The sequence below is a fragment of the Nisaea sp. genome (assembly GCF_017640745.1).
Taxonomy (GTDB): Bacteria; Pseudomonadota; Alphaproteobacteria; order Thalassobaculales; family Thalassobaculaceae; genus Nisaea.
Map to the genome: position 1 here is coordinate 12,372 of NZ_JAEPQA010000034.1, position 20,875 is coordinate 33,246.

22 protein-coding genes are annotated in these 20,875 nt (G+C 64.0%); 16 read left to right on the forward strand and 6 right to left on the reverse strand.

Features of this window, described 5'->3' with window-relative positions; translation table 11 throughout:
* Positions 1 to 118: 118 nt before the first annotated feature.
* Positions 119 to 700, reverse strand: a complete 582-nt coding sequence (locus JJ959_RS18815; protein ID WP_292887190.1) for a hypothetical protein — start codon at positions 698 to 700, stop codon at positions 119 to 121.
* 354 nt (positions 701 to 1,054) lie between these two features.
* Here JJ959_RS18815 and JJ959_RS18820 point away from each other — a divergent pair, with 354 nt between their 5' ends.
* Both JJ959_RS18820 and JJ959_RS18825 read left to right on the forward strand, forming a co-directional pair.
* Positions 1,055 to 2,398, forward strand: coding sequence for a M23 family metallopeptidase (locus tag JJ959_RS18820; protein WP_292887192.1), 1,344 nt, complete (start codon positions 1,055 to 1,057; stop codon positions 2,396 to 2,398).
* The gene (locus JJ959_RS18825; RefSeq protein WP_292887194.1) at positions 2,379 to 2,876 is read left to right on the forward strand and encodes a polymer-forming cytoskeletal protein; all 498 of its coding nucleotides are present in this window, start codon (positions 2,379 to 2,381) and stop codon (positions 2,874 to 2,876) included. The genes JJ959_RS18820 and JJ959_RS18825 overlap by 20 nt, the downstream gene beginning before the upstream one ends.
* A 35-nt stretch (positions 2,877 to 2,911) precedes the next feature.
* Here the strand turns inward: JJ959_RS18825 and JJ959_RS18830 are convergent, their stop codons facing one another.
* The 3 genes from JJ959_RS18830 to JJ959_RS18840 all read right to left on the reverse strand — a co-directional run bounded on the left by JJ959_RS18830 (position 2,912) and on the right by JJ959_RS18840 (position 6,789).
* Positions 2,912 to 3,916 carry a threonine/serine dehydratase gene (locus JJ959_RS18830; RefSeq protein WP_292887196.1) on the reverse strand — a complete coding sequence of 335 codons (1,005 nt, stop codon included), beginning with the start codon at positions 3,914 to 3,916 and terminating at the stop codon, positions 2,912 to 2,914.
* 104 nt (positions 3,917 to 4,020) lie between these two features.
* On the reverse strand, positions 4,021 to 4,725 hold the full coding sequence (locus tag JJ959_RS18835) for a haloacid dehalogenase type II (RefSeq protein ID WP_292887199.1): 705 nt from the start codon (positions 4,723 to 4,725) through the stop codon (positions 4,021 to 4,023).
* A 6-nt stretch (positions 4,726 to 4,731) separates the two neighbouring features.
* Positions 4,732 to 6,789, reverse strand: a complete 2,058-nt coding sequence (locus JJ959_RS18840) for a lytic transglycosylase domain-containing protein (RefSeq protein WP_292887202.1) — start codon at positions 6,787 to 6,789, stop codon at positions 4,732 to 4,734.
* A 368-nt stretch (positions 6,790 to 7,157) separates the two neighbouring features.
* Between JJ959_RS18840 and dapA the strand changes: the two genes are divergently transcribed.
* Together dapA and smpB are read left to right on the forward strand one after the other, a co-directional pair.
* Complete coding sequence (gene dapA / locus JJ959_RS18845; RefSeq protein ID WP_292887205.1) at positions 7,158 to 8,033, forward strand: 4-hydroxy-tetrahydrodipicolinate synthase; 876 nt, start codon at positions 7,158 to 7,160, stop codon at positions 8,031 to 8,033.
* 42 nt (positions 8,034 to 8,075) lie between these two features.
* Positions 8,076 to 8,546: an SsrA-binding protein SmpB gene (gene smpB / locus JJ959_RS18850; RefSeq protein WP_193180085.1), complete on the forward strand. Its 471-nt coding sequence runs from the start codon at positions 8,076 to 8,078 to the stop codon at positions 8,544 to 8,546.
* A gap of 9 nt (positions 8,547 to 8,555) precedes the next feature.
* Here smpB and JJ959_RS18855 read toward each other — a convergent pair whose 3' ends face one another.
* Together JJ959_RS18855 and JJ959_RS18860 are read right to left on the reverse strand one after the other, a co-directional pair.
* A complete protein-coding gene (locus JJ959_RS18855; RefSeq protein WP_292887207.1) occupies positions 8,556 to 9,206 on the reverse strand; it encodes a uracil-DNA glycosylase in 651 nt (216 codons plus the stop codon).
* A gap of 19 nt (positions 9,207 to 9,225) precedes the next feature.
* Entirely contained in the window at positions 9,226 to 9,864 is a 639-nt protein-coding gene (locus JJ959_RS18860; protein ID WP_292887210.1) for an NYN domain-containing protein, read from the reverse strand.
* A gap of 202 nt (positions 9,865 to 10,066) precedes the next feature.
* Here JJ959_RS18860 and folK point away from each other — a divergent pair, with 202 nt between their 5' ends.
* The 12 genes from folK to parC all read left to right on the forward strand — a co-directional run.
* Positions 10,067 to 10,573, forward strand: a complete 507-nt coding sequence (gene folK, locus JJ959_RS18865; protein WP_292887213.1) for a 2-amino-4-hydroxy-6-hydroxymethyldihydropteridine diphosphokinase — start codon at positions 10,067 to 10,069, stop codon at positions 10,571 to 10,573.
* A 98-nt stretch (positions 10,574 to 10,671) separates the two neighbouring features.
* Positions 10,672 to 11,067 carry a DNA-directed RNA polymerase subunit omega gene (gene rpoZ, locus JJ959_RS18870; protein ID WP_292887216.1) on the forward strand — a complete coding sequence of 132 codons (396 nt, stop codon included), beginning with the start codon at positions 10,672 to 10,674 and terminating at the stop codon, positions 11,065 to 11,067.
* A 108-nt stretch (positions 11,068 to 11,175) separates the two neighbouring features.
* On the forward strand, positions 11,176 to 13,323 hold the full coding sequence (locus tag JJ959_RS18875; protein WP_292887219.1) for a bifunctional (p)ppGpp synthetase/guanosine-3',5'-bis(diphosphate) 3'-pyrophosphohydrolase: 2,148 nt from the start codon (positions 11,176 to 11,178) through the stop codon (positions 13,321 to 13,323).
* A 151-nt stretch (positions 13,324 to 13,474) separates the two neighbouring features.
* Positions 13,475 to 14,026 carry a DUF2062 domain-containing protein gene (locus JJ959_RS18880; protein WP_292887222.1) on the forward strand — a complete coding sequence of 184 codons (552 nt, stop codon included), beginning with the start codon at positions 13,475 to 13,477 and terminating at the stop codon, positions 14,024 to 14,026.
* Positions 14,023 to 14,778 (forward strand): pyridoxine 5'-phosphate synthase, encoded by a 756-nt coding sequence (locus tag JJ959_RS18885; protein ID WP_292887225.1) that lies wholly within the window; start codon positions 14,023 to 14,025, stop codon positions 14,776 to 14,778. The genes JJ959_RS18880 and JJ959_RS18885 overlap by 4 nt, the downstream gene beginning before the upstream one ends.
* A gap of 7 nt (positions 14,779 to 14,785) precedes the next feature.
* Complete coding sequence (acpS, locus tag JJ959_RS18890; protein ID WP_292887228.1) at positions 14,786 to 15,208, forward strand: holo-ACP synthase; 423 nt, start codon at positions 14,786 to 14,788, stop codon at positions 15,206 to 15,208.
* Positions 15,209 to 15,342: 134 nt separating this feature from the next.
* Positions 15,343 to 16,059 (forward strand): signal peptidase I, encoded by a 717-nt coding sequence (lepB, locus tag JJ959_RS18895; RefSeq protein WP_292887230.1) that lies wholly within the window; start codon positions 15,343 to 15,345, stop codon positions 16,057 to 16,059.
* A 7-nt stretch (positions 16,060 to 16,066) separates the two neighbouring features.
* Positions 16,067 to 16,741 (forward strand): ribonuclease III, encoded by a 675-nt coding sequence (gene rnc, locus JJ959_RS18900; protein WP_292887232.1) that lies wholly within the window; start codon positions 16,067 to 16,069, stop codon positions 16,739 to 16,741.
* Positions 16,734 to 17,636, forward strand: coding sequence for a GTPase Era (gene era / locus JJ959_RS18905; protein ID WP_292887234.1), 903 nt, complete (start codon positions 16,734 to 16,736; stop codon positions 17,634 to 17,636). Before rnc ends, era begins: the two co-directional genes overlap by 8 nt.
* Positions 17,637 to 17,735: 99 nt before the next feature.
* Positions 17,736 to 18,548 (forward strand): ion transporter, encoded by an 813-nt coding sequence (locus JJ959_RS18910; protein ID WP_292887237.1) that lies wholly within the window; start codon positions 17,736 to 17,738, stop codon positions 18,546 to 18,548.
* On the forward strand, positions 18,535 to 19,284 hold the full coding sequence (recO, locus tag JJ959_RS18915) for a DNA repair protein RecO (RefSeq protein ID WP_292887240.1): 750 nt from the start codon (positions 18,535 to 18,537) through the stop codon (positions 19,282 to 19,284). Before JJ959_RS18910 ends, recO begins: the two co-directional genes overlap by 14 nt.
* A 102-nt stretch (positions 19,285 to 19,386) precedes the next feature.
* On the forward strand, positions 19,387 to 20,875 hold a 1,489-nt coding region (gene parC / locus JJ959_RS18920; protein ID WP_292887243.1), incomplete at its 3' end, for a DNA topoisomerase IV subunit A.

Sequence of the window (20,875 nt, forward strand, 5' to 3'; positions counted from 1 at the left end):
GTGAGGATTGCCTTGTCGGCTGAAGCGGAAGTGACAGGTTAACGCCTAGCATCAGGCGCATGGATTCGAAAAGCCGGATTGCGACTCGCACTCGCCGGTTTGCGTCATCGCCGTCCCGCTACATGCGCTCGACCCGCTCGGCGATCTGTTCGGTAATGCCGGCGGATATCCTTCCCGCCTCGCTCGCCATCGCTTCGATGAAGACGAGGAGCGGCTGGCCGAGGCGCTGAATCAGGCTTTCTTCGTCCTTGGGCGGACCTGCTTCGTCCAGTGCCTGCTTCAGGATGGTGCGGAAGTCCCGGTTCACCTGCTCGATCCTGATCTCGCTGCTGGCGAGCCAGCGCGCAGCGGTCTGCCGAACCTGCTTCAGGCTGTCGTCCTTGCGGATGAAGTCCTTCACGTGGCGCCCGCTCGGGTCGGGGCCGAGGCGGGAGATCATCTCGATGCTGATCCAGGCGAACCACCAGCGCCAGGGGTCGGCCCGCAGCTCGCCGTCGTCATAGACGGTCTGCAGCAGGTGCAGCGTGGTGACGGGAGCATCGGATTTCAGATGGACCAGCTGCGGCGGCAGGGCGGTCAGGGCGAACGGATGCAGGCGCTTGTCGAGGGGAGTCTTCTTGCTCTTTGGCCCGGCCTTGATTCCGAGATCCCGCATGCGGTCATCGGTGTCTGCGACCTCGAACCAATGCCGCAAGGCCATGGCAACGCCACGAATCTGATCTGCTTGCCATTGTTTCTGGTCCATGACTGCGATTTTACCGCTTTCCGACGGCGCGTTGGTATATTTTCGCGTGGTCTTAGAAAGAAGCTGCAGCCTTTTCCACGGCAACTTCCGGACATCCTGTTGCCTTGTTCCCCGGCTTGCTTTGGAGCCGCCTCGCGGGTACTCTTGCTGCGGAGACGTCGGAGAAATCTACAAGGCTTTTTGCGTATGGAAACGCGCAGCACTTCGCTTGCAAGCACCATAACAGCCTGGATTTATCACATTTTTCGCGAACGCGAGGTAATCCTCCGTTCTGATTCCCGTATCCGGTATTTCACCCTCAGCAGCCGCATGCAGGTCGGTGTCGTTCTCGTCTGGGTGATGATGGCGGGTTGGCTCGGCTTTGCCTCCGTAGGCGTCTACATGCAGGACGACCTGCTGCGCGGCAAGGACGTCGCCATCCAGCGCAGCCAGGACTCCTACCGCCAGTTGCTCGATCAGGTTTCCGACTACCAGCTCTCCGTCGTCGCGATAACCCGCGACCTGAAGGAGACACAGGGCCAGCTGCAGCGCCTGTTCGACCAGAACGAAGGTCTCAGGAGCGATCTGACCTCGACCGAGTCGCGGCTGCGCTACACCCAGGTCGAGCGGGACAGGATCAATGCCGGGCGCAAGGCGCTGAACGACCAGTTCAGCCTGCTTGGGCGCGAGCTGCGGCGGATGACCGCCAAGAACAACGGGCTCGAGACGCATATCAGCAACCTGCGGACTCATCTCGAAACGCTCGAAGCGGAGAAGAACGAGATCGCGGCCGAGCGCGAGAAGCTCGACGGCCGTCTCTGGAGGCTCAATAACGAGCTGGCTGAATCCGTGGCCCAGCGGGATCAACTGACCGACACGATCGCGCAGCTCCGCTCCGACCTGAGGACAGTCATGCTGGAGCGCAGTTCGGGGGCGTCTGAAAACGACGCCCTGCGGTCCCGGATCTCTTCGCTGGAAGCGCGACTCGCCGATATCAATGCAGAGCACCAACGCCGGCTTCAGCTGATCTCGGACCGTGCGCTTAACAACATCCGTGCCGTCGAAGCGGTTCTCCGCCGTACCGGACTCGATCTGGAGCGGATCGCACCGATGCCGGAAGGCATGATCATGGGGCAGGGCGGGCCTTTCATTCCCTACCATCCGGAGCTGCAGCAGGACAGGACGGAGACCGAGTCGACGGAGTCCCAGCTGGAACTCCGGCTCTCGCGCTGGGAGCAGCTGCGCGATGTCTATCTGTCGGTTCCGCTGATCGCGCCGATGAAGGATTACTATTTCACCGGCGGATTCGGTCGCCGCAAGGATCCGATCAACAAGCGCTGGGCCATGCATGCGGGACTGGATATGTCCGGGCCGCGCAAGCAGGAAATCATGGCGGCGGCACTTGGCAAGGTGATCCGCGCCAAGCGTGAGCCGTTCTACGGACGCATTGTCGAGATCGATCACGGAAACGGCATTACCACGCGGTACGCTCACATGAGCAGTATTGCGGTCAAACTCGGCCAGGAGGTCGGGCTTGGTGAAGTGATTGGACGCATGGGCAATTCGGGGCGAAGCACCGGGCCGCATCTGCACTATGAGATCCGGTTCAACGACAGAACCCTGAATCCGCGAAATTTTCTGAAGGCGGGACGTTATGTTTTCAAAAAAGGATAGCCGAGGTCCGCAGCAGGCGCCGCAGAAGCAGGCGGCGCCGTCGATCCTGAGCGCCGATCTTGTGGTGAACGGCAATCTCGTCAGCGACGGCGACATGCAGGTCGACGGGACCGTCGAGGGCGATATCACCAGCAAGAAGCTGACCATCAGCGCGACCGCGGTCGTGCGCGGTTCGATCGAGGCCGAGGCGATCGTGATCGCCGGCGCTGTCACCGGTCAGGTCAAGGCCCGGCATGTCACGCTCAACAAGACCGCGCGCGTCATCGCCGACGTCGTGCAGGAGCGTCTGACGATCGAACCCGGCGCGTTCTTCGAGGGCAATTGCCGCCATTTCCCGGAAGAAAAGCCGGGGGAGAAGAAGGCGCTGGAGCGTATCGGCGCGAAGCCGGATATGGCGCCGGCCGCCCTCGTCAGTGCGTCGAAGCCGGCCGTTCCGGAACCCGAAAGCAGCGAAAAGGAAAGCCGCGCCCTGGCCTGATAGCCCGAGCACGGCTTTCCCGGGACGCTCTGCCGTCAGTTCGACTGACGGGACAGAGCGCGCGTGAACATTTCGGTGTCCGCGTTGCCGCCGGAGCAGACAACGGCGACCGTCTTGCCTTCGATATCCAGCTTGCCGCTGAGCGCCGCCGCGAGGGCGACCGCGCCTCCGGGCTCGACGACGATCTTCAGATAGCGGAACGCGGCCGCCATGGCGTCGAGCGCTTCCTCGTCGCTGACGGCAAGGCCGCCGGCGAGCAGGGACTTGCAGATCCCGAAGGTGATCTGTCCAGGGGTCGGCGTGACGATGGCATCGCAGATCGAGCGCGCATTCGGATCGTTGCTCTCATGCTTCCCGCTCGCTAGAGAGCGCGCCATGTCGTCGAAATGCTCCGGCTCCGCGGAATAGACGGCAACGCCCGGCGCGGCACCGTGAAGCGCTAACGCAACCCCGGATACCAGCCCGCCGCCGCCGCAGCAGACAATCACCACATCGAGTTTCGCGCCGATCTCGGCCGCCTGCTCGGCGATCTCGAGACCGATCGTACCCTGACCGGAGATCACGCCCGGATCGTCGTAGGGACGCACCAGAGTCGCCCCGGTCTCCGCGGCGATCCGCTGGCCGATCTCTTCCCGGTTTTCCGAATAGCGGTCATAGAGAATGACCTCCGCACCGTAGGCCCGGGTGTTGCCGATTTTCATCTCCGGCGCGTCCTTCGGCATGATGATGCTGGCCTTGATGCCGAGCTGGCTGGCCGCATAGGCGACGCCCTGGGCATGGTTGCCGGAGGAGTAGGCCAGCACGCCCAGGGCGCGGTCGGCTTCGGGGATCAGCGAGAGCCGGTTCAGCGCGCCGCGATATTTGAAGGAGCCGGTGCGCTGCAGGCATTCCGGCTTCACCAGGAGGCGCGCATTCAGTTTCGCATTGAGCAGCGGCGCTTCCAGAAGCGGGGTGCGGACGGCCTTGCCGGCGAGACGCGTCGCCGCGTTCAGGACATCGGCGTAATCTGGTGCGGAAAGCGATGGAGAAAGCTCGTTCATGGCACGCGGGCTCCTGTCTGGATGCAAGGCCGCACCTGCGGCAGTGCGGCGCCGGAACGATATGGGCGCTGGCTCAGCCGTGCAATTGCCCGATTGTCATGGGTTCAATCGCCGAGCAGGGACGGCAGTTCGTCCAGCGTCCGGATCTCGGCATCGGGCGCGCCCGGGAGCCGTTCGCGGGCCTGGCCGAAGCGGTTGCACCAGGCGACCTTGAAGCCGAAGGCCGAGGCCGCGGTCGCGTCCCAGGCGTTCGAGCTCTGGAAGGAGATCTGATCCGCATGCACGCCGAGCCGGTCGACGGCGAGTTGGTAGACGGACGGATGCGGCTTGTAGACCCCGACCTCCTCGACCGAGAGCACCGCGTCCATCAGGGAGCCCACTCCGGAACTCTCGCAGACCTTCTCCAGCATCATCGGCGAGCCGTTGGAGAGGATCGCGGTCTTGAGGCCGCGCGCCTTCAGCTTTTCCAGGACACCGAGCACTTCGGGGTAGGCATGCAGCGTCAGATAGCTGTTCATCAGGGCGTCGCGCAAGCCTGCCGGACCGAGATTTCCGAGAACGGACTCGAGGCAGAAGTCGAGCGCGTCGCCAGTCACCTGCCAGAAATCGGCATGCCGGTTCTGCAATCCCCTCAGCCATGTGTACTGAAGCTGCTTCATCCGCCACATCTCGGACGTCCGGTCCGCCTGGGCCTCGGGATCGGGGAAGAGACCCCGGCATTGCGCGACGGCGGAATGGACGTCGAACAGCGTTCCATAGGCATCGAATACGCAGGCTTCGATGCGCGCGAAAGACGGATGGGCCAGCATTGAGCGTTACTCCCCGAGTGGCGCCGACGCTTGATGCGCGTCCAGCAGGACTCCGCAAGCCGTAACGCACCAGACGTCGCGGGGGGAGACCCTATCCCAGGAAATCACGGGACTGTGACGCCCGCCGAGGCGGGCCCGGTAGACCACGAGGCCCTCGAGAACCCGCTGCACATAATTCCGGGTCTCGCCGAAGGGAATGCGCTCGATCCAGTCGATCACGTCGATTCCGCCGTCGCGCGGATCGCCGCGCTCGCGCAGCCAGCGATCGACATTTCCGGGGCCCGCATTGTAGGCGGCGATCGCGAGCACGTAATTGCCGCCGAAACGGTCGATCAGCCCGGAGAGATAGGCACGGCCGAGGCTGATGTTGAAATAGGGATCCGCCGTAAGCCGGTTCTGCGAATAGCGCTGGTTGACCGATTTCGAGACCTGCCGGGCGGTGGCGGGCATCAGTTGCATGAGGCCGCGGGCTCCGGCGCGGCTCTGCGCCTTCTCGTCGAACCCGCTTTCCTGCCGGATGATGGCGAGCATCAGCGCCGGTTCCAGCGGACCGTGCTCGGTTGCGTACCGTGTGGGATAGCCAGTCTCGGCGAGCACGATGCCCTTGCGCGCGGCATTCCTGGCGGCCCGGACGGCAATGTCGAGATAGCCAAGCTCGCGCGCAAGGCGGGCCACCAGAACGGCCTGGGGGCCATCATCGGCAAGCCATGCCAGATGCAGGACGAAATCGCGCGCAAGCTCGTCCTGTCCGATCCGGCTGAGAGCGGAGGCGACCTGGACGAGTTCCGTCTGTTCGAATTCGATCCGCATTTCGCGCGTCGGCTGCGGCTCGCGCGGCAGCTTGAAGGTCTCGGCGCTGAGTCGTGCCTGGGCGAGCTGGCCATAGAAGGTGGCCGGATGCTCCGAGGCCCGCTTGTACCAGGAGCGCGCCAGGGCGGTGTCCTTGACGGTTTCCGACGCGCGCCCGGCCCAGTAGGCCGCGCGGGCAAGGCTGATCGAGGTGCTCACACCGTCATAAAGGCGGGTGAAGGCGGCGAGCGCTTCCGCCGGTTTGTCGGCGAAGCGCAGCGCGATCCAGCCTGCATGCCATTCGGCCTCGGCGAAGGTCCGCCCGTCCTGCTGGATGTGGGCCGCCGACAGAAGGTAGGCGTCTTCCTTGCGATTTTCGTCGAGCGCATAGCGGATTTGCCGGGCGCGCTCGTTCCACCAGAGATCGGCGAATTCCTGCTCCGCAGGAACGGACCAGAGCAGTTCGAGGGCGGAGTCCTTCTTGCCCTTTCGGTGGCGCCAGCGGAGACGCTCATATTGCAGCCCCGGATCGGACAGCAGAGCCTCGGGAACCCGGTTGATCGCCCCGTCGACCCCAGGCGACTGAGTACGGAGCGTCATGCGGGCGAGCGCGAGTTTCTGCTGGTCCTTCCCGACCAGCGGCAGCACGCGTCGGGCGGAGGAGATGTATCCGCGCCAGAGCATGCGGTCGAGCCGGATCCAGTGATCGTCGGCGCGCAAGAGGGATCTGTAACGCTGGAGGAAGGCGCGATGATCGGCTTGACCGAAGGGGGTCTCGTGCCAATAGGCCCGGGCGGCGACGGCAAGGGCCTCCCGGTCGTTGCCGTCTTCGAGGCTGCGAAGATATTTCAGCCGGCCTGCGGCCGAGCGGGGGGCGGTCTCGGCAAACCAGGCGCGCTGCGCGGCCGCCGGAAGATCGACCGGCATCCGCAGTTCCGCCAGATCGATCAATCTGCGCCGGTCCGGCCAGGTCGGGTTACTCAAGAGGAACGATGAGATCTCGTCGAAACCCGCTCCACCGGCCGTGCCTTTCAAGCGGAGCCAGAGAAGCACCTTTTCAAGTTCCGGGCGCGCTGGATCGCGGGCAAGATCCGCGACCGCGCTCCATTTCCCCTGTGCGGCGAGCGCGAAAGCGCGTCGGTATGCGGTCGAGCTGTCTTTCGGGACCAGCAGGTCGCCGGGGCGCGGCTTCGGCAAGGGCGGCGCCGCGTCCGCGGGCCGGACTTCGGGAAGCGGCACGGTCGTCGAGCCCGCTTCCATCGGCAGGAATGCCACGACACCGCCCAGCAGGAACCCGGCGACGGCCAGTGCCGCGCACGGGATCGATCCATGTCGGAACAGTTTTCGCAGAATTGACCCCCCGTCGGTGCATCGTGACGCAGCGAACTGCTTCCGGGTCATGTAAGACCGGAAGAGTCCGTGCCATACTCTTATGATAGCAGGAAATTGGCCCGACGCTAAGTCGCCGTAAGCTATGGGGCGCTGCAGGCATGCGACGGCAGCAAGGTCCGGACCGCGGAAAACCGCCGGACCCGGCATGCTTGTTCTTGTCCGTCTGCGATGCGGGGCGTATGGTCGCCGTCTTTCTAAAACCAATGCCAATCGGCAGGAGACGAGTCGTGGCCTACAATGCTGGAAATCCGATGTTCAAGGGATCCCTGGTAGCATTGATCACGCCGTTCAAAAACGGCGCGGTCGACGAGGCCGCGTTCCGAAAATTTGTCGATTGGCAGATTGAGGAGGGGACCAACGGCCTGATCCCGACCGGGACGACGGGCGAATCCCCGACCCTCAGCCATGACGAGCACAAGCGTGTGGTGGAGCTCTGCATCGAGCAGGCGGCGGGCCGCGTGCCGGTGATCGCCGGTACCGGTTCGAACTCGACCGAAGAGGCGATCGAGCTGACGCAGCATGCCAAGGAAGCCGGTGCAGACGCCGCGCTGATCGTCACGCCCTATTACAACAAGCCGACCCAGGAAGGCATGTATCGCCATTTCAAGGCGATTGCCGACGCGGTTGATATTCCGATCCTGATCTACAATATCCCGCCGCGTAGCGTGATCGACATGTCGGTCGAGACCATGAAGCGGCTGGCGGAGATCCCGAACATCGTCGGGGTCAAGGATGCGACGGCAAGCGCCACGCGCCCGATCGAGACCCGGCTCGCGATCGGTCCGGACTTCTGTCAGCTTTCGGGTGAAGACGGGACCGTGGTGCCGTATCTCTCCCAGGGCGGCCATGGCTGCATCTCGGTGACCGCGAATGTGGCGCCGGGTCCGCTCGCGCGGATGCACAAGGCCTGGGGCGAGGGCGACCTCGACACCGTGCGGACGATCAACGACCGGCTCTACCCGCTGCATCAGGCCCTGTTCTGCGAGAGCAGTCCGGGTCCGGTCAAATACGCTGCGAGCCTGCTCGGCATCTGCGAGCCGACCGCGCGTCTGCCGATCTGCGAAATCGCCGACAGCAGCAAACAGAAAGTGGAATCCGCCCTCCGGCATGCCGGTCTGCTGAACTGATCGGCGGGCCGGGACCGGGCCGGCGGTTGAAGGAAATCTCCCATGTCGGGACAGACATCCGGCGATCACGTGATCGCCAAGAACCGCCGTGCGCGGCACGACTACTTTATCGAGGACACCATCGAAGCCGGTCTTGTGCTGACCGGCTCCGAGGTGAAGAGCCTGCGTGACGGCAAGGCGAGCATCGGCGAGTCCTATGCGGGACAGGACCGTGGCGAGCTGACGCTGTTCAATGCGCATATTCCCGAGTATCCCGCGGCCGAGCCGTTCAATCACGAACCGCGACGGCCGCGGCGCCTCCTGGTGCACCGGAAGGAGCGGGACCGGCTGCTCGGTCTGATCCAGCGCGAGGGTGCGACCCTCGTGCCGTTGCAGCTCTATTTCAACCGGCGCGGTATCGCCAAGCTCGCGCTCGGTATCGCCAAGGGCAAGAAGAAGCTCGACAAGCGCGAGACCGAGAAGAAGCGGGACTGGCAGCGGGAAAAAGCGCGGCTGATCCGCGACAAGAACTGAGGCGGCGCCTCAGCCGCGGTCTACGATTGCGCGGATCGTCCGGAACACATCTTCGAACATCTCTTCGGTGAGCTTGCCCGTGTTCGTGTTGTAGCGCGAGCAATGGTAGGAATTGACCAGCGTCAGACCGCCGCCGGGTTCGTGCACGCTGTTATGGCCGAACTTGAAGCGGTTCTTCGGAATGCCGAGCGCGGACAGCACCGCGCCGTGGGCGAGACCGCCGAGCGCGAGCACCACCCGACGCGGGCCGGCAAGCTCCATCTGCAGGAACGGCGCGCAGGCCTTCACCTCGGCGCCGACGGGCTTGTTCTCCGGCGGCACGCAGCGCACGGCATTGGTGATGCGGCAATCGACGAGGGCGAGATCGTCCTCGCCCTCACGGTCGTAGTCGCCGCTTGTGAATCCGAAACGGCCGAGCGTCTGGTAGAGCAGGTCGCCCGCATAGTCGCCCGTGAAGGGGCGCGCGGTCCGGTTGGCGCCGCGCAGGCCCGGGGCAAGACCGACGATCAGGAAAGCCGCGTCCGTCGGGCCGAAGGAGACGACCGGACCGTTATGCCAGTCCGGGAATTTCTCCCGGTTGGCGTGGCGGAAATCGACCAGACGCGGACAGAGCGGGCAGTCGCGTCCCGGCTCCGCAAGAGAGGCAATCGCTGAGGGCATGGAATCGGAACGCGGTGGCTCAGTAGTTCGGGCGCCGCGGCGTGACTTCCGCCTCGTCGAGATCCTCGTAATCGTCCTCGTCCATTTCCTCGTCGAAGCGCGATTGCTGCGGGCGCGGCGGGCGGTCCTGATGGCTGCGGGCGATCTTCGCCTGGAAGTCCTGCAGCTCAAGGAAGTGGTCCGCCTGACGGCGCAGTTCGTCGGCGATCATCGGCGGCTGGGATTTCACCGTAGAGACGACCGTAACGCGGACGCCTTTACGCTGAACGGCCTCGACCAGCCGGCGGAAATCGCCGTCGCCGGAGAAGAGAACCACATGATCGAGATGTTCGGACATTTCGAGGACATCGATCGCAAGTTCGATATCCATGTTGCCCTTGATCTTCCGGCGGCCGGAAGCGTCCGTATATTCCTTGGTCGGCTTGGTCACCATGGTGTAGCCGTTATAGTCCAGCCAGTCGACGAGCGGCCGGATCGGCGAGTATTCCTCGTTTTCGATCAGGGCAGTGTAGTAAAACGCCCTGACGAGCCGGCTCTCGTCGGCAAAGACGGAGAGTAACTTGCGGTAGTCGATGTCGAAGCCCAGCGACCGGGCCGCTGAATACAGGTTGGCGCCATCGATGAACAGACCGGTTCTCTCCTGAGGGTAAAAATGCATAAAGCTTTTCCTTTTTTATTATCTGCTCTTCCGCGCAATAGAGCAGTGGCTGCGGCTGTCCGCAAGTAACGTCAGGTTGTGATTATGCCGCGCCAAATTTCAGAAAAATTGCCGTTCTTTTCTGCCGGACAACTGGCTATACCAAAGTTTCCACGCGGGCTCAATTTCCTTGCTTCTCACTTGAGATGGTAGACCCTTGTCCATGATCTTTTTAGGTGTCGGGGCCAACCTTCCGAGCCCGCGCTTTTCCTCTCCGCGCGAAACCCTGGAAGCGGCGGTTCGTGATCTCGGCGGCGCCGGCATCGTCTCGCTCGCGGTGTCCCGCTGGTACGAGACCGCGCCGGTCCCGATTTCCGACCAGCCCTGGTATGTGAACGCGGTCTATCGGGTCGAGACCGACCTGGACCCTGTGCGCCTTCTCGAGGCGCTGCACCGGGTCGAGGCGGAGTATGGCCGCGTGCGCGGGGAGGTGAACGGGCCGCGTGTGATCGATCTCGACCTGCTGGATTATCGCGGGCTTTGCCGTGACGGGGCTGGGGACGGGGCCGGTCCGGTGCTGCCGCACCCGCGGCTCCATGAACGGGCCTTCGTGTTGCTGCCGCTGCGCGATCTGGCGCCGGGCTGGACGCATCCGCGGTCCGGAGCGTCAATCGATCGTTTGATCGCGGAGCTGGATCCGGAACAGACCGCGCGTCCGCTCGGTTCCTGAAAGAAGGGCGCGTTTCCTGACCTAAATCGCTTGCTCCGGCACCCTCGAACCAATATATATCTTTCTTTCCGGTATCTTTAGAAACGGGACGCAAACCCATGGCACGGGTCACGGTTGAAGACTGCATTTTGGAAATTCCGAACCGGTTCGATCTGGTGATGGTCGCCGGTCAGCGTGCGCGGGACATCTCCGCGGGCAGCCAGCTGACGGTCGATCGGGATAACGACAAGAACCCGGTCGTTGCGCTGCGCGAGATCGCGGACCGTACGGTCGATATCGAGGCGCTTCAGGAAGCGCTCGTGAAGGGTCTGCAGCGGATTGTCGAGGACGACGGTCCGGAAGAAGAGGACATGAGCGCCCTCGAAGCCGATGGCGGGGCCGCCATCGAGGATGCTGCGGACGCGCTGGGCATGCAGATCCAGTCCGCACAGGATGAAGGCGCCGGCGGCGGATTCGAGGACGTTGATGACGAGGTCCTCGGACGCGAGGGGTAAGCCGTTTCGGCTTCCCGCTTTTTGCTCTCTCCACCGCAATGGAGCCGGAGCCGCTCCGTGCGGGTCTGACAACGTGAGCGCGCTCCCGCAGAGTCCCGAGGGACGCGCATGATCCGCCAATACGAGCTGGTCGAACGGGTCAAGAGCTACGACCCAGGCATGGACGAGGACGCGCTGAACCGCGCCTATGTCTATGCGATGAAGATGCACGGTTCGCAGAAACGGGCGTCGGGCGACCCCTATTTCTCTCATCCGCTCGAGGTCGCCGGCATCCTCACCGACATGCGCCTCGATACCAGCACCATCATCACGGCGCTGCTCCACGATACGATCGAAGACACCGACGCCACGCCCGAGGATATCAAGCAGCTCTTCGGCGCGGACATCCTGCGGCTGGTCGACGGTGTCACCAAGCTGACCCGGATCGAACTGCAGTCGGACCGGACCAAGCAGGCGGAGAATTTCCGCAAGCTCGTCCTCGCCATGAGCGAGGATATCCGCGTCCTCCTGGTGAAGCTGGCCGACCGCGTGCACAACATGCGGACGCTGCACTTCATCTCCTCCGAGGAAAAGCGCCGCCGCATCGCCGCCGAGACGATGGATATCTACGCGCCGCTCGCCGAGCGGATCGGCATCCAGTCGATGCGGGACGAGCTCGAGGACCTGGCTTTCGCGGAGCTCAATCCGGATGCAAGAACCTCGATCCTGAAGCGTCTCGACTATCTCTATGACGAAGGCAGCGACACGGTCGAACGGATCATCGGCGAACTGCTGGAGACCTCGAAGGGGGTCGGGCTGGAACCGGAAATTTCGGGGCGCCGGAAATCGCCCTATTCGGTCTGGCTGAAGATGCAGCGCAAGGATGTCGGCTTCGAACAGCTCTCCGATATCATGGCGTTCCGCCTCGTCGTCGACAATCCGGGCGAATGCTATCAGCTTCTCGGAGCCGTCCACGGCAAGTACCCGGTCATTCCCGGCCGCTTCAAGGATTACATCAGCACACCGAAGCCGAACGGCTACCAGTCGCTCCATACCGGCATTATCGGCCCGTTGAAGAAACGGATCGAGATCCAGATCCGGACGCGCGAGATGCATCAGGTCGCCGAACTCGGCGTGGCCGCGCACTGGGTCTACAAGGAAGGCCCGGAGCACAGCCGCGAAGGCAAGAAATACCGCTGGATACGCGAGCTTCTCGAAATCCTGGAGCACGCCTCGGGACCGGAGGAATTCCTCGAGCACACCAAGCTCGAGATGTACCAGGACCAGGTCTTCTGCTTCACGCCGAAAGGCGACCTGATCTCGCTCCCGCGCGGCGCGACGCCGGTGGATTTCGCCTACGCGGTGCATTCTGAAGTCGGCGATCGCTGCGTCGGCGCGCGGATCAACGATCGTCTGATGCCGCTGACCACGCCGCTGAAGAATGGCGACCAGGTCGCGGTCTCGACCTCCAAGACCTCGACCCCGTCGCCGACCTGGGAACAGTTCGTCGTCACCGGCAAGGCGAAGGCGCGGATCCGGCGCTTCGTCCGGCTGCAGCGGCGCCAGCAATTTGCCGATCTCGGCCGCGCCATCATGCAGAAGGTGTTCCGTCAGGAGGCGCAGAAATATTCGGACAAGCTGCTGGAGCCGATCCTCTCCAAGTTCCAGTCCGAGACCGTCGAGGATCTTCTGGCCGGCGTCGGCGAGGGCGTGCTGAGCGACCGCGAAGTGCTGCATGCCGCCGTTCCGGAAACCCTTCCGGCGCCGGGCAAACAGAATGTCGTTCCGATCACCCGGGCGCGGACCAAGACACGCAAGGGCTCGGCGGACGCCGTGCCGCTTCGCGGGCTCATCCCGGGCATGGCGGTGCATTACGCACGCTGCTGCCATCCGCTGCCGGGCGAGCGTATCGTCGGGATCGTGACCACCGGCAAGGGCGTGACGATCCACACGATCGATTGCGACACGCTGGAGAACTTCCATGCGACGCCGGAGCGCTGGCTCGATGTCTCCTGGGATCTCGAGTCGGAAAACGGCATGCATGTCGGCAGGCTCGACGTGGTCCTGGCAAACGAGCCGGGCAGCCTCGGCAGCCTTTCGACCGTCATCGGTAAAAGCCGCGGGAATATCATCAACCTGAAGATCGTGAACCGCTCGACCGACTTTTTCGAGCTATATATCGATGTTGAGGTAGGCGATGTTCGTCATCTGACGGAGATCATCGCGGCGCTTCGTGCAACCCCGGTCATCAATTCGGTGGATCGCGCGCGAGGCTGACCCAAATAAAGTGAGGTGCCGGCGCTCCGGTGGCAGGAGCGCTTACAACGGCATCGAGTGAGTTCGCAGTGGGAAAGGTTCGGCGTCCATGTTCAAGCGCCGGCAAATGCCGGGTATTGGATCGAAGGTTAGAGAGCTTCTGTGGCCGCGGATGGGCTTCGCGCGCCTCTGGCGCTATCTGGTCCATCGGCTCGGCCGGATGCCCGGGACTCCCTACAGCATCGCTGCGGGTTTTGCCTGCGGGGCGGCGGCGTCCTTCACGCCTCTGATCGGTTTTCATTTCATTCTGGCGGGCCTCTTCGCCTGGGCGATCCGCGCCAACATTCTCGCCTCGGCGATCGGGACCGTGATCGGCAATCCCTGGACGTTCCCCTTCATCTGGCTCTGGATCTACAAGGTCGGGGGCTGGATCATGGGCGCGCCGGAGGACGGACCGCCGCCGCAATTGACCTTCGATATGGTCGTCGGGATCATTTCCGGAGAAACTCTTGGGCAGAGCCTCGAAGTGCTCGTCACCATGATGGTTGGCGGTCTGCTCACCGGAGCGGGTGTCTGGGTGCTCTTCTACCTGCCCTTGTCGGGGATGATCCACGGCTACCGGGCGCGAAAGATCCAGCGGCGTGCAGACGCCGTGGCCAGAAAATCCGCACGGGACCGCCTGCTTGAGGGCCAGGTCTCCGAACAGGGAGCGGGAAGTCGATGAGTTATCTCAGGCTCGGTGTGAATATCGATCATGTGGCGACGATCCGGAACGCCCGGGGCGGACAGCATCCGGATCCGGTCCGCGCGGCACGTCTCGCAGCGGAAGCCGGCGCGGACGGGATCACCGCGCATCTGAGGGAAGACCGGCGGCATATTTCCGACGGCGACATCGAGCGTCTGACGCGGGAGATCGACCTGCCGCTCAATTTCGAGATGGCGGCGACCGACGAGATGCTTGCCATCGCGCTGAAGCATCGCCCGCATGCCGCCTGCATCGTGCCGGAAAAGCGCGAGGAGGTGACGACCGAGGGCGGTCTGGATGCGGCGGGCCTGCACAATCACCTCGCCCGTTTCTGCGCCGAGCTGAAAGCGGCGGGGATCCGGGTCTCCCTTTTCATCGAGGCCGACAAAAAGCAGATCGATGCCGCTGTTTCGCTCGGCGCCCCTGTGGTCGAGCTGCATACGGGTGCCTATTGCGAGGCTGCGACCGACGCGGAGCGCGCGACGCATCTCGAACGCATCCGCGAGGCGGCGCGCTATGGCGCCGGGCTCGGCATCGAGATGCATGCGGGACATGGACTTTCCTTCGACACCGTCGGCCCGATCGCCGAGATGCCCGAGTTCCACGAACTGAACATCGGCCATTTCCTGGTCGGAGAAGCGATCTTCGGGGGATTGGACAGCTCGATCCGCCGCATGCGCGCGCTGATGGACAAGGCGCGCGCCGGCGCCTCCGGCAGGGTCGGCGCCTGAGCCCGGCATGATCCTCGGCATTGGCAGCGACCTCGTCGATATCACCCGGATCGAGCGTTCCATCGAGCGCTTCGGCGACCGCTTTCTGGCTCGTATTTTTACCGACAGGGAACGCGCGCGTGCGGACGGCAAGGCCAATCGCGCGGCGGTCTACGCCAAGCGCTTCGCGGCCAAGGAAGCGATCTGGAAAGCGCTCGGCGAGGAAGATCGGGCCGGGATCCAGTGGCGCGAGCTGGAAGTCGTCAATGACGCGTCCGGCAAACCCTCTTTCGAACTCAGCGGTGTCGCTGCCGCCCGTCTGAAAGCGATCACGCCGGACGGTTACGTCGCGCGCGTCGATCTCAGCCTGACCGACGAACCGCCGATGGCGCAGGCCTTCGTGGTAATTTCAGCCGAAGCTGCCGGTCTGCGGAGCGAAGCCCGTGCCTAGGGCGTCCGGCTTGCCGTTACCGGACGAATGCGGCATACATTGCGCCTTGCCCGCCGCTGCCGCGGACGGCCGATGACGGACCCCCGCCATCGATCAGAGATCTGAAAGACCATCACCGCGCCTCCGGGAGTACCATGCGGGAATTCATCAAGACTCTCGTCTACGCCATCCTGATCGCGGTTGCCTTCAGGACCGTCGCGTACGAGCCCTTCAATATTCCCTCGGGCTCGATGTTCCCGACCCTGCTGGTCGGCGACTATCTGTTCGTTTCGAAACCATCCTACGGCTACAGCCGCCATTCGCTGCCGTTCTCGCCGCCTCTGTTCGACGGCCGCATTCTCGCCTCGGCACCGGAGCGAGGCGACGTCGCCGTGTTCAAGAAGCCGTCGGACGAGGCGACGGACTACATCAAGCGGGTGATCGGGTTGCCGGGCGACCGGATCCAGATGAAGCAGGGACGGCTTTATATCAACGGCGAGATCGTTCCCCGGCGCCGGGTCGAGGATTACGTGATGACCGATCACTACGGTCGCACGGTGTCGATCCCGCAATATATCGAAACGCTGCCGAACGGCGTCGAGCACCATATTCTCGAGCAGCTGGGCGACCGCGCGCAGCATGACAACACACGAGAATTCGAAATTCCCGATGGCCTCTATTTCATGATGGGCGACAACCGGGACAATTCCCTCGACAGCCGGGACGGGTCCGTCGGCATGGTGCCGTTCGAGAATTTCGTCGGCCGCGCCGAGTTCCTGTTCTTCTCCACCGACGGCAGCGCCCGGGGCTACGAGTTTTGGAAGTGGCCGTTCGCGACACGCTACAGCAGGTTGTTCCAGGCCATTGAGTAACCGCACGATGGAAGCCGACCTCGGAGAACTCGAAGACCTTCTCGGACATAAATTCGGTCATACCGACGTGCTGCGTCGCGCGGTCACGCATGCGAGCGCGGAGCCGAGAGCGTGGAACGCCTACGAACGGCTTGAGTTCCTCGGCGACCGGGTGCTGGCGCTGATCATGGCGGAGCATCTGCTCGACCGGTTCCCGCACGAGCGCGAGGGTGCGATCGCGAAGCGCCATGTCGGTCTGGTGCGCCGCGAGGCGCTGTCCGAGGTCGCGCGGCAGATCGGGCTCGGCCGGTTTCTCATTGTTTCGCGCGGCGAGACGGAGGCGGGGGTGCGGGAGAGCGAGACCATTCTCTCCGATGCTATGGAAGCGGTGATCGGTGCGCTCTATCTCGACGGCGGCCTCGAGGCTGCACGGCGCTTCATCCTGCAATGCTGGAACCCGCTGGTCGAAGCCGAGCGGCGGCCGCCGCAGGATGCGAAGACGACCTTGCAGGAATGGGTCCAGGCCCGGAAAATACCGCTGCCGGCCTACGAAACCGTCGGCCGGGACGGACCGGCCCATGCGCCGGAATTCACCGTGCGCGTCTCCGTGGAAGGCTTCGGCTCGGAGACCGGAACCGGGAAATCGAAACGGATCGCCGAACAGGATGCGGCGGGCAAGATGATGGCGAAACTGGATGACTGAGCAAACCCGCGCCGGCTTCGTTGCCGTGGTCGGCGCTCCCAACGCCGGCAAGTCGACGCTGGTGAACCGGCTGGTCGGCTACAAGGTCTCGATCGTGACCCGAAAGGTGCAGACGACCCGCACGCGCATTCGCGGCGTCTGCATGCACGGGCAAACGCAGATCGTCTTCGTCGACACGCCCGGCATTTTCGAGCCGAAGCACCGGCTTGACCGGGCCATGGTGCATGCTGCCTGGGAAGGGGCGGGGGACGCTGATCTCGTCGTCCTGATGGTCGACGCCTCGCGCAAGAAGGTCGATCCCGATACGCGGCGCATCATCGAAGGTCTTCAGAAGACCGGCCGCAAGGTCATCCTGGTCCTGAACAAGATCGACGCCACCCAGCGTGAGGCTCTGCTGCCTTTCGCGGCGGAGCTGGCGGAGACTGGAATCGCTGAGGAAACCTTCATGATCTCAGCGGAGACCGGCGACGGCTGCGAGGATCTGCTGGACTATCTGGCGGGACGGATGCCGGCCGGACCGTATCTCTATCCGCCGGACGAGGTGACGGACCTGCCGCTGCGGCTTCTGGCGGCGGAGATCACGCGCGAGGAGGTCTTCAATCGGCTGCACCAGGAACTGCCCTATGCGGCGACGGTCGAGACCGAACAGTGGGTCGAGAAGGAAGACGGCAGTGCGGTCGTCAACCAGGTGATCTTCGTTCAGCGCGAAGGCCAGAAGAAGATCATGCTCGGCAAGAACGGCTCGATGATCAAGGCGATCGGAGCGGCCGCGCGGCGCCAGATGCAGGAGATCTTCGACAAGCGGATCCACCTCTTCGTCTTCGTCAAAGTGCGCGAGAACTGGATCGACGACCCGGAACGCTATCGCGAGTGGGGGCTCGATCCGGACGCGTGAGCCCGCGATTGCTTTGCGCGCCCGTTTATGCCCGACTGGAGGACGTAATGTTCGTCTCTCTGCATAAGGTACTGCGCCTTGGATAGCCTCCGGACCCGGGTGTGGCGAGAACTCGATGTCGAGGCGCGCCCCGGGCAGCCGATCTCGCTCAGCAACAAACTGATCATGGTGGCCATCTTTATTTCGGTTGCCGCCGTTGTGCTCGAGAGCGAGCCGACAATTCGTACGCTCGCGCCGGATCTCTTCCGCACACTTGAGTTCGCGTTCGGCTGCCTCTTTGTTGTGGAGTATGTGGCACGGGTCTGGTGCAAGGCGGAGCGGCGCGAGTTCGCGGGACCGCTCGGGCGCCTGAAATACATGCTGACGCCGGTCGCTTTGATCGATCTGCTCGCCATCCTGCCTTTCCTGCTTCAGTTGGCCGCCATTCCGATCGCGGGACCCTATTTCTACATCCTGCGCCTGCTCCGTGTGCTGCGGCTGCTGACCCTTGCCCGGGCCGGTCCGTTTACCTCTGCGGCCCGGGAGGTCTGGGAGAGCATTGCCGAACGGCGCCACGAGCTTGTCTTCACCAGCATGATCGCTTTCGCGATGATGGTGGGGGCCGCGGCCTTGCTCTACGTGGCGGAACGCGAGGTGCAGCCCGAGGCTTTCGGCAGTATCCCGAGGGCCATGTGGTGGGCAATGGCGACGCTGACGACCGTCGGCTACGGCGATGTCTATCCGGTCACGACAATGGGCAAGATTTTTGCCGGACTGATTTCCCTTTCCGGGGTCGGACTGGTGGCGATGCCGGCGGGTATCTTCGCTTCGGCGCTGTCTCATGCTTATCAGGAGCGCAAGGCGCACAGACAGCACGAGGCCGCGACGCGTCACGCCGGCGAGAGCGAGAGGCACGGCAGTGGAATGGACTGATACCGGCATCGTCCTCTCGGTCCGTCCGCATGGCGAATCCGGGGCGATCGCCGTTCTCATGACGGAAGAGCATGGGCGTCACGCGGGGTTGGTCCGGGGCGGAGCGTCCTCGAAGCAGAAAGGCGTCCTGCAGCCCGGGAACGCGGTGCGGGCGACCTGGCGTGCGCGGCTGGCGGAGCAGCTCGGCAGCTTTACGCTCGAGCTGGGAGCAAGCCATGCCGCCGTCCATTTCGACGACCCGCTCAAGCTGGCAGGCCTGACCGCCGCCTGCGCCGTCGCCGACCGGGCGCTGCCGGAGCGCGAACCGCATCCGGCGATCCATGCCGGCCTGCTCGCCCTGATCGGGGCGATGGCGAACGAGGAGCTCGGCGATCTCTGGATCGCGGTCTATGTGCGCTGGGAACTCGGCCTGCTCGCGGAACTGGGCTACGGGCTCGACCTCTCCGCCTGTGCCGCGACCGGCGGGAACGACGATCTCGCCTATGTCAGTCCGCGCACCGGGCGTGCCGTCTCGCTGTCCGCCGGAGAACCCTACCGTGACCGCTTGCTGCCGATGCCGGACTTCCTGATCGGTCGCGGCGGAGGAGACATGGCCGATCTCCTGAAGGGACTCGATCTCACGGGACATTTCCTCGAGAAGAATCTGTTCAATACCCAGGGCGAACAGAACCCGGCCGCGCGCACCCGCTTCCGGGAGCGGATCGAAGGCCGCGCCGTACCCGATACGATCGGTTGAAAATCGCCGAATCCCGGCTTTCCGGGATTCTCTTTCCTTGGAAGCGCTGGGCCGGTCGCATACAATATCTCGCGTATCGTTAGATGAAGGTCCACAAGATCCATGCTGCCTGACATTCGGGAAACCCCGCTCAGCGATGCCCTGAGCGAACGTTACCTCGCATACGCCCTCTCCACGATCATGGCCCGTTCGCTGCCCGATGTGCGCGACGGCCTGAAGCCCGTGCACCGGCGACTGCTCTTCGCGATGCGTCAGCTGAGGCTGTCGCCGGACGAGGCCTTCAAGAAGTCGGCCCGCGTCGTCGGCGACGTCATGGGTAAATTCCACCCGCATGGCGACGCGGCGATCTACGACGCGATGGTGCGCCTGGCGCAGGATTTCGCGGTCCGTTATCCGCTGGTCGACGGGCAGGGCAATTTCGGCAATATCGACGGCGATAACGCGGCGGCCATGCGCTACACGGAAGCGCGTATGACGGCGGTGGCCGAACTGCTGCTGCGTGGCATCGACGAGGATGCGGTCGATTTCCGCCAGACCTATGACGGCGAGGGCAGTGAGCCCGTAGTTCTGCCGGCGGCGTTCCCGAACCTGCTGGCGAACGGCGCCCAGGGCATTGCGGTCGGCATGGCGACCAACATCCCGCCGCACAATGTCGAAGAGCTCTGCGACGCGCTGCTGCATCTGATCAAGCATCCGGAAGCGCGGATCGAGACCCTGGTCGACATGATCCCGGGCCCGGATTTCCCGACCGGCGGCATCCTGGTCGAGGACCGGGCGCAGGTGATCGAGGCCTACCGCACCGGCCGTGGCAGCTTCCGCCTGCGCGCCAAGTACGAGGTCGAGCCGCTGAAGAACGGCACCTGGCAGATCGTCATCACCGAGATCCCCTACCAGGTACAGAAGTCCCGCCTGATCGAGCGGATCGCGGAACTGCTGCAGGCCCGCAAGCTGACCATGCTGGGCGACATCCTGGATGAGTCCGCGGCCGATGTGCGTATCGTGCTGGAGCCGAAGAGCCGGAATGTCGATCCGGAAGTGCTGATGGAGAGCCTCTACCGGCAGACCGATCTCGAGATCAAGTTCAGCCTGAACCTGAACGTGCTCGACGCGGACCAGACGCCGCGGGTCATGTCCCTGCCGGAGACGCTGCGGGCGTTCCTCGATCACCGTCACGAGGTGCTGGTGCGGCGCTCGAAGCACCGGCTCGGCAAGATCGAGGACCGTCTCGAGGTCTTGGGCGGCTACCTGATCGCCTTCCTCAATATCGACGAGGTGATCCGCATCATCCGCGAGGAGGATCATCCGAAAGAGGAGATGATCCGGCGCTTCGAGCTGACCGAACGTCAGGCAGAAGCGATTCTCAACATGCGCCTGCGCAGCCTGCGCAAGCTGGAAGAGATCGAGATCCGCAAGGAATTCGAGGAACTGACCGCCGAGAAGGCGGAGATCGAGGCCCTGCTTGGCGACGAGGGGCTGCGCTGGAAGGCGGTCTCGGGCGAGATCTCGGAGATCCGGCGCACCTTCGCCAAATCGACGGAACTCGGCCGCCGCCGGACCGAGGTCGGCGCCCCTCCGGCCGATGTGGTGATCC

What these genes read in the sequence shown, in the direction of transcription:
- JJ959_RS18815 (WP_292887190.1), bottom strand. Translation starts at nt 700, where the DNA reads ATGGCCTTGCGGCATTGGTTCGAGGTCGCAGACACCGATGACCGCATG.
- JJ959_RS18820 (WP_292887192.1), top strand. Translation starts at nt 1,055, where the DNA reads ATGCAGGTCGGTGTCGTTCTCGTCTGGGTGATGATGGCGGGTTGGCTC.
- JJ959_RS18825 (WP_292887194.1), top strand. Translation starts at nt 2,379, where the DNA reads ATGTTTTCAAAAAAGGATAGCCGAGGTCCGCAGCAGGCGCCGCAGAAG.
- JJ959_RS18830 (WP_292887196.1), bottom strand. Translation starts at nt 3,916, where the DNA reads ATGAACGAGCTTTCTCCATCGCTTTCCGCACCAGATTACGCCGATGTC.
- JJ959_RS18835 (WP_292887199.1), bottom strand. Translation starts at nt 4,725, where the DNA reads ATGCTGGCCCATCCGTCTTTCGCGCGCATCGAAGCCTGCGTATTCGAT.
- dapA (WP_292887205.1), top strand. Translation starts at nt 7,158, where the DNA reads ATGTTCAAGGGATCCCTGGTAGCATTGATCACGCCGTTCAAAAACGGC.
- smpB (WP_193180085.1), top strand. Translation starts at nt 8,076, where the DNA reads ATGTCGGGACAGACATCCGGCGATCACGTGATCGCCAAGAACCGCCGT.
- JJ959_RS18855 (WP_292887207.1), bottom strand. Translation starts at nt 9,206, where the DNA reads ATGCCCTCAGCGATTGCCTCTCTTGCGGAGCCGGGACGCGACTGCCCG.
- JJ959_RS18860 (WP_292887210.1), bottom strand. Translation starts at nt 9,864, where the DNA reads ATGCATTTTTACCCTCAGGAGAGAACCGGTCTGTTCATCGATGGCGCC.
- folK (WP_292887213.1), top strand. Translation starts at nt 10,067, where the DNA reads ATGATCTTTTTAGGTGTCGGGGCCAACCTTCCGAGCCCGCGCTTTTCC.
- rpoZ (WP_292887216.1), top strand. Translation starts at nt 10,672, where the DNA reads ATGGCACGGGTCACGGTTGAAGACTGCATTTTGGAAATTCCGAACCGG.
- JJ959_RS18875 (WP_292887219.1), top strand. Translation starts at nt 11,176, where the DNA reads ATGATCCGCCAATACGAGCTGGTCGAACGGGTCAAGAGCTACGACCCA.
- JJ959_RS18880 (WP_292887222.1), top strand. Translation starts at nt 13,475, where the DNA reads ATGGGCTTCGCGCGCCTCTGGCGCTATCTGGTCCATCGGCTCGGCCGG.
- JJ959_RS18885 (WP_292887225.1), top strand. Translation starts at nt 14,023, where the DNA reads ATGAGTTATCTCAGGCTCGGTGTGAATATCGATCATGTGGCGACGATC.
- acpS (WP_292887228.1), top strand. Translation starts at nt 14,786, where the DNA reads ATGATCCTCGGCATTGGCAGCGACCTCGTCGATATCACCCGGATCGAG.
- lepB (WP_292887230.1), top strand. Translation starts at nt 15,343, where the DNA reads ATGCGGGAATTCATCAAGACTCTCGTCTACGCCATCCTGATCGCGGTT.
- rnc (WP_292887232.1), top strand. Translation starts at nt 16,067, where the DNA reads ATGGAAGCCGACCTCGGAGAACTCGAAGACCTTCTCGGACATAAATTC.
- era (WP_292887234.1), top strand. Translation starts at nt 16,734, where the DNA reads ATGACTGAGCAAACCCGCGCCGGCTTCGTTGCCGTGGTCGGCGCTCCC.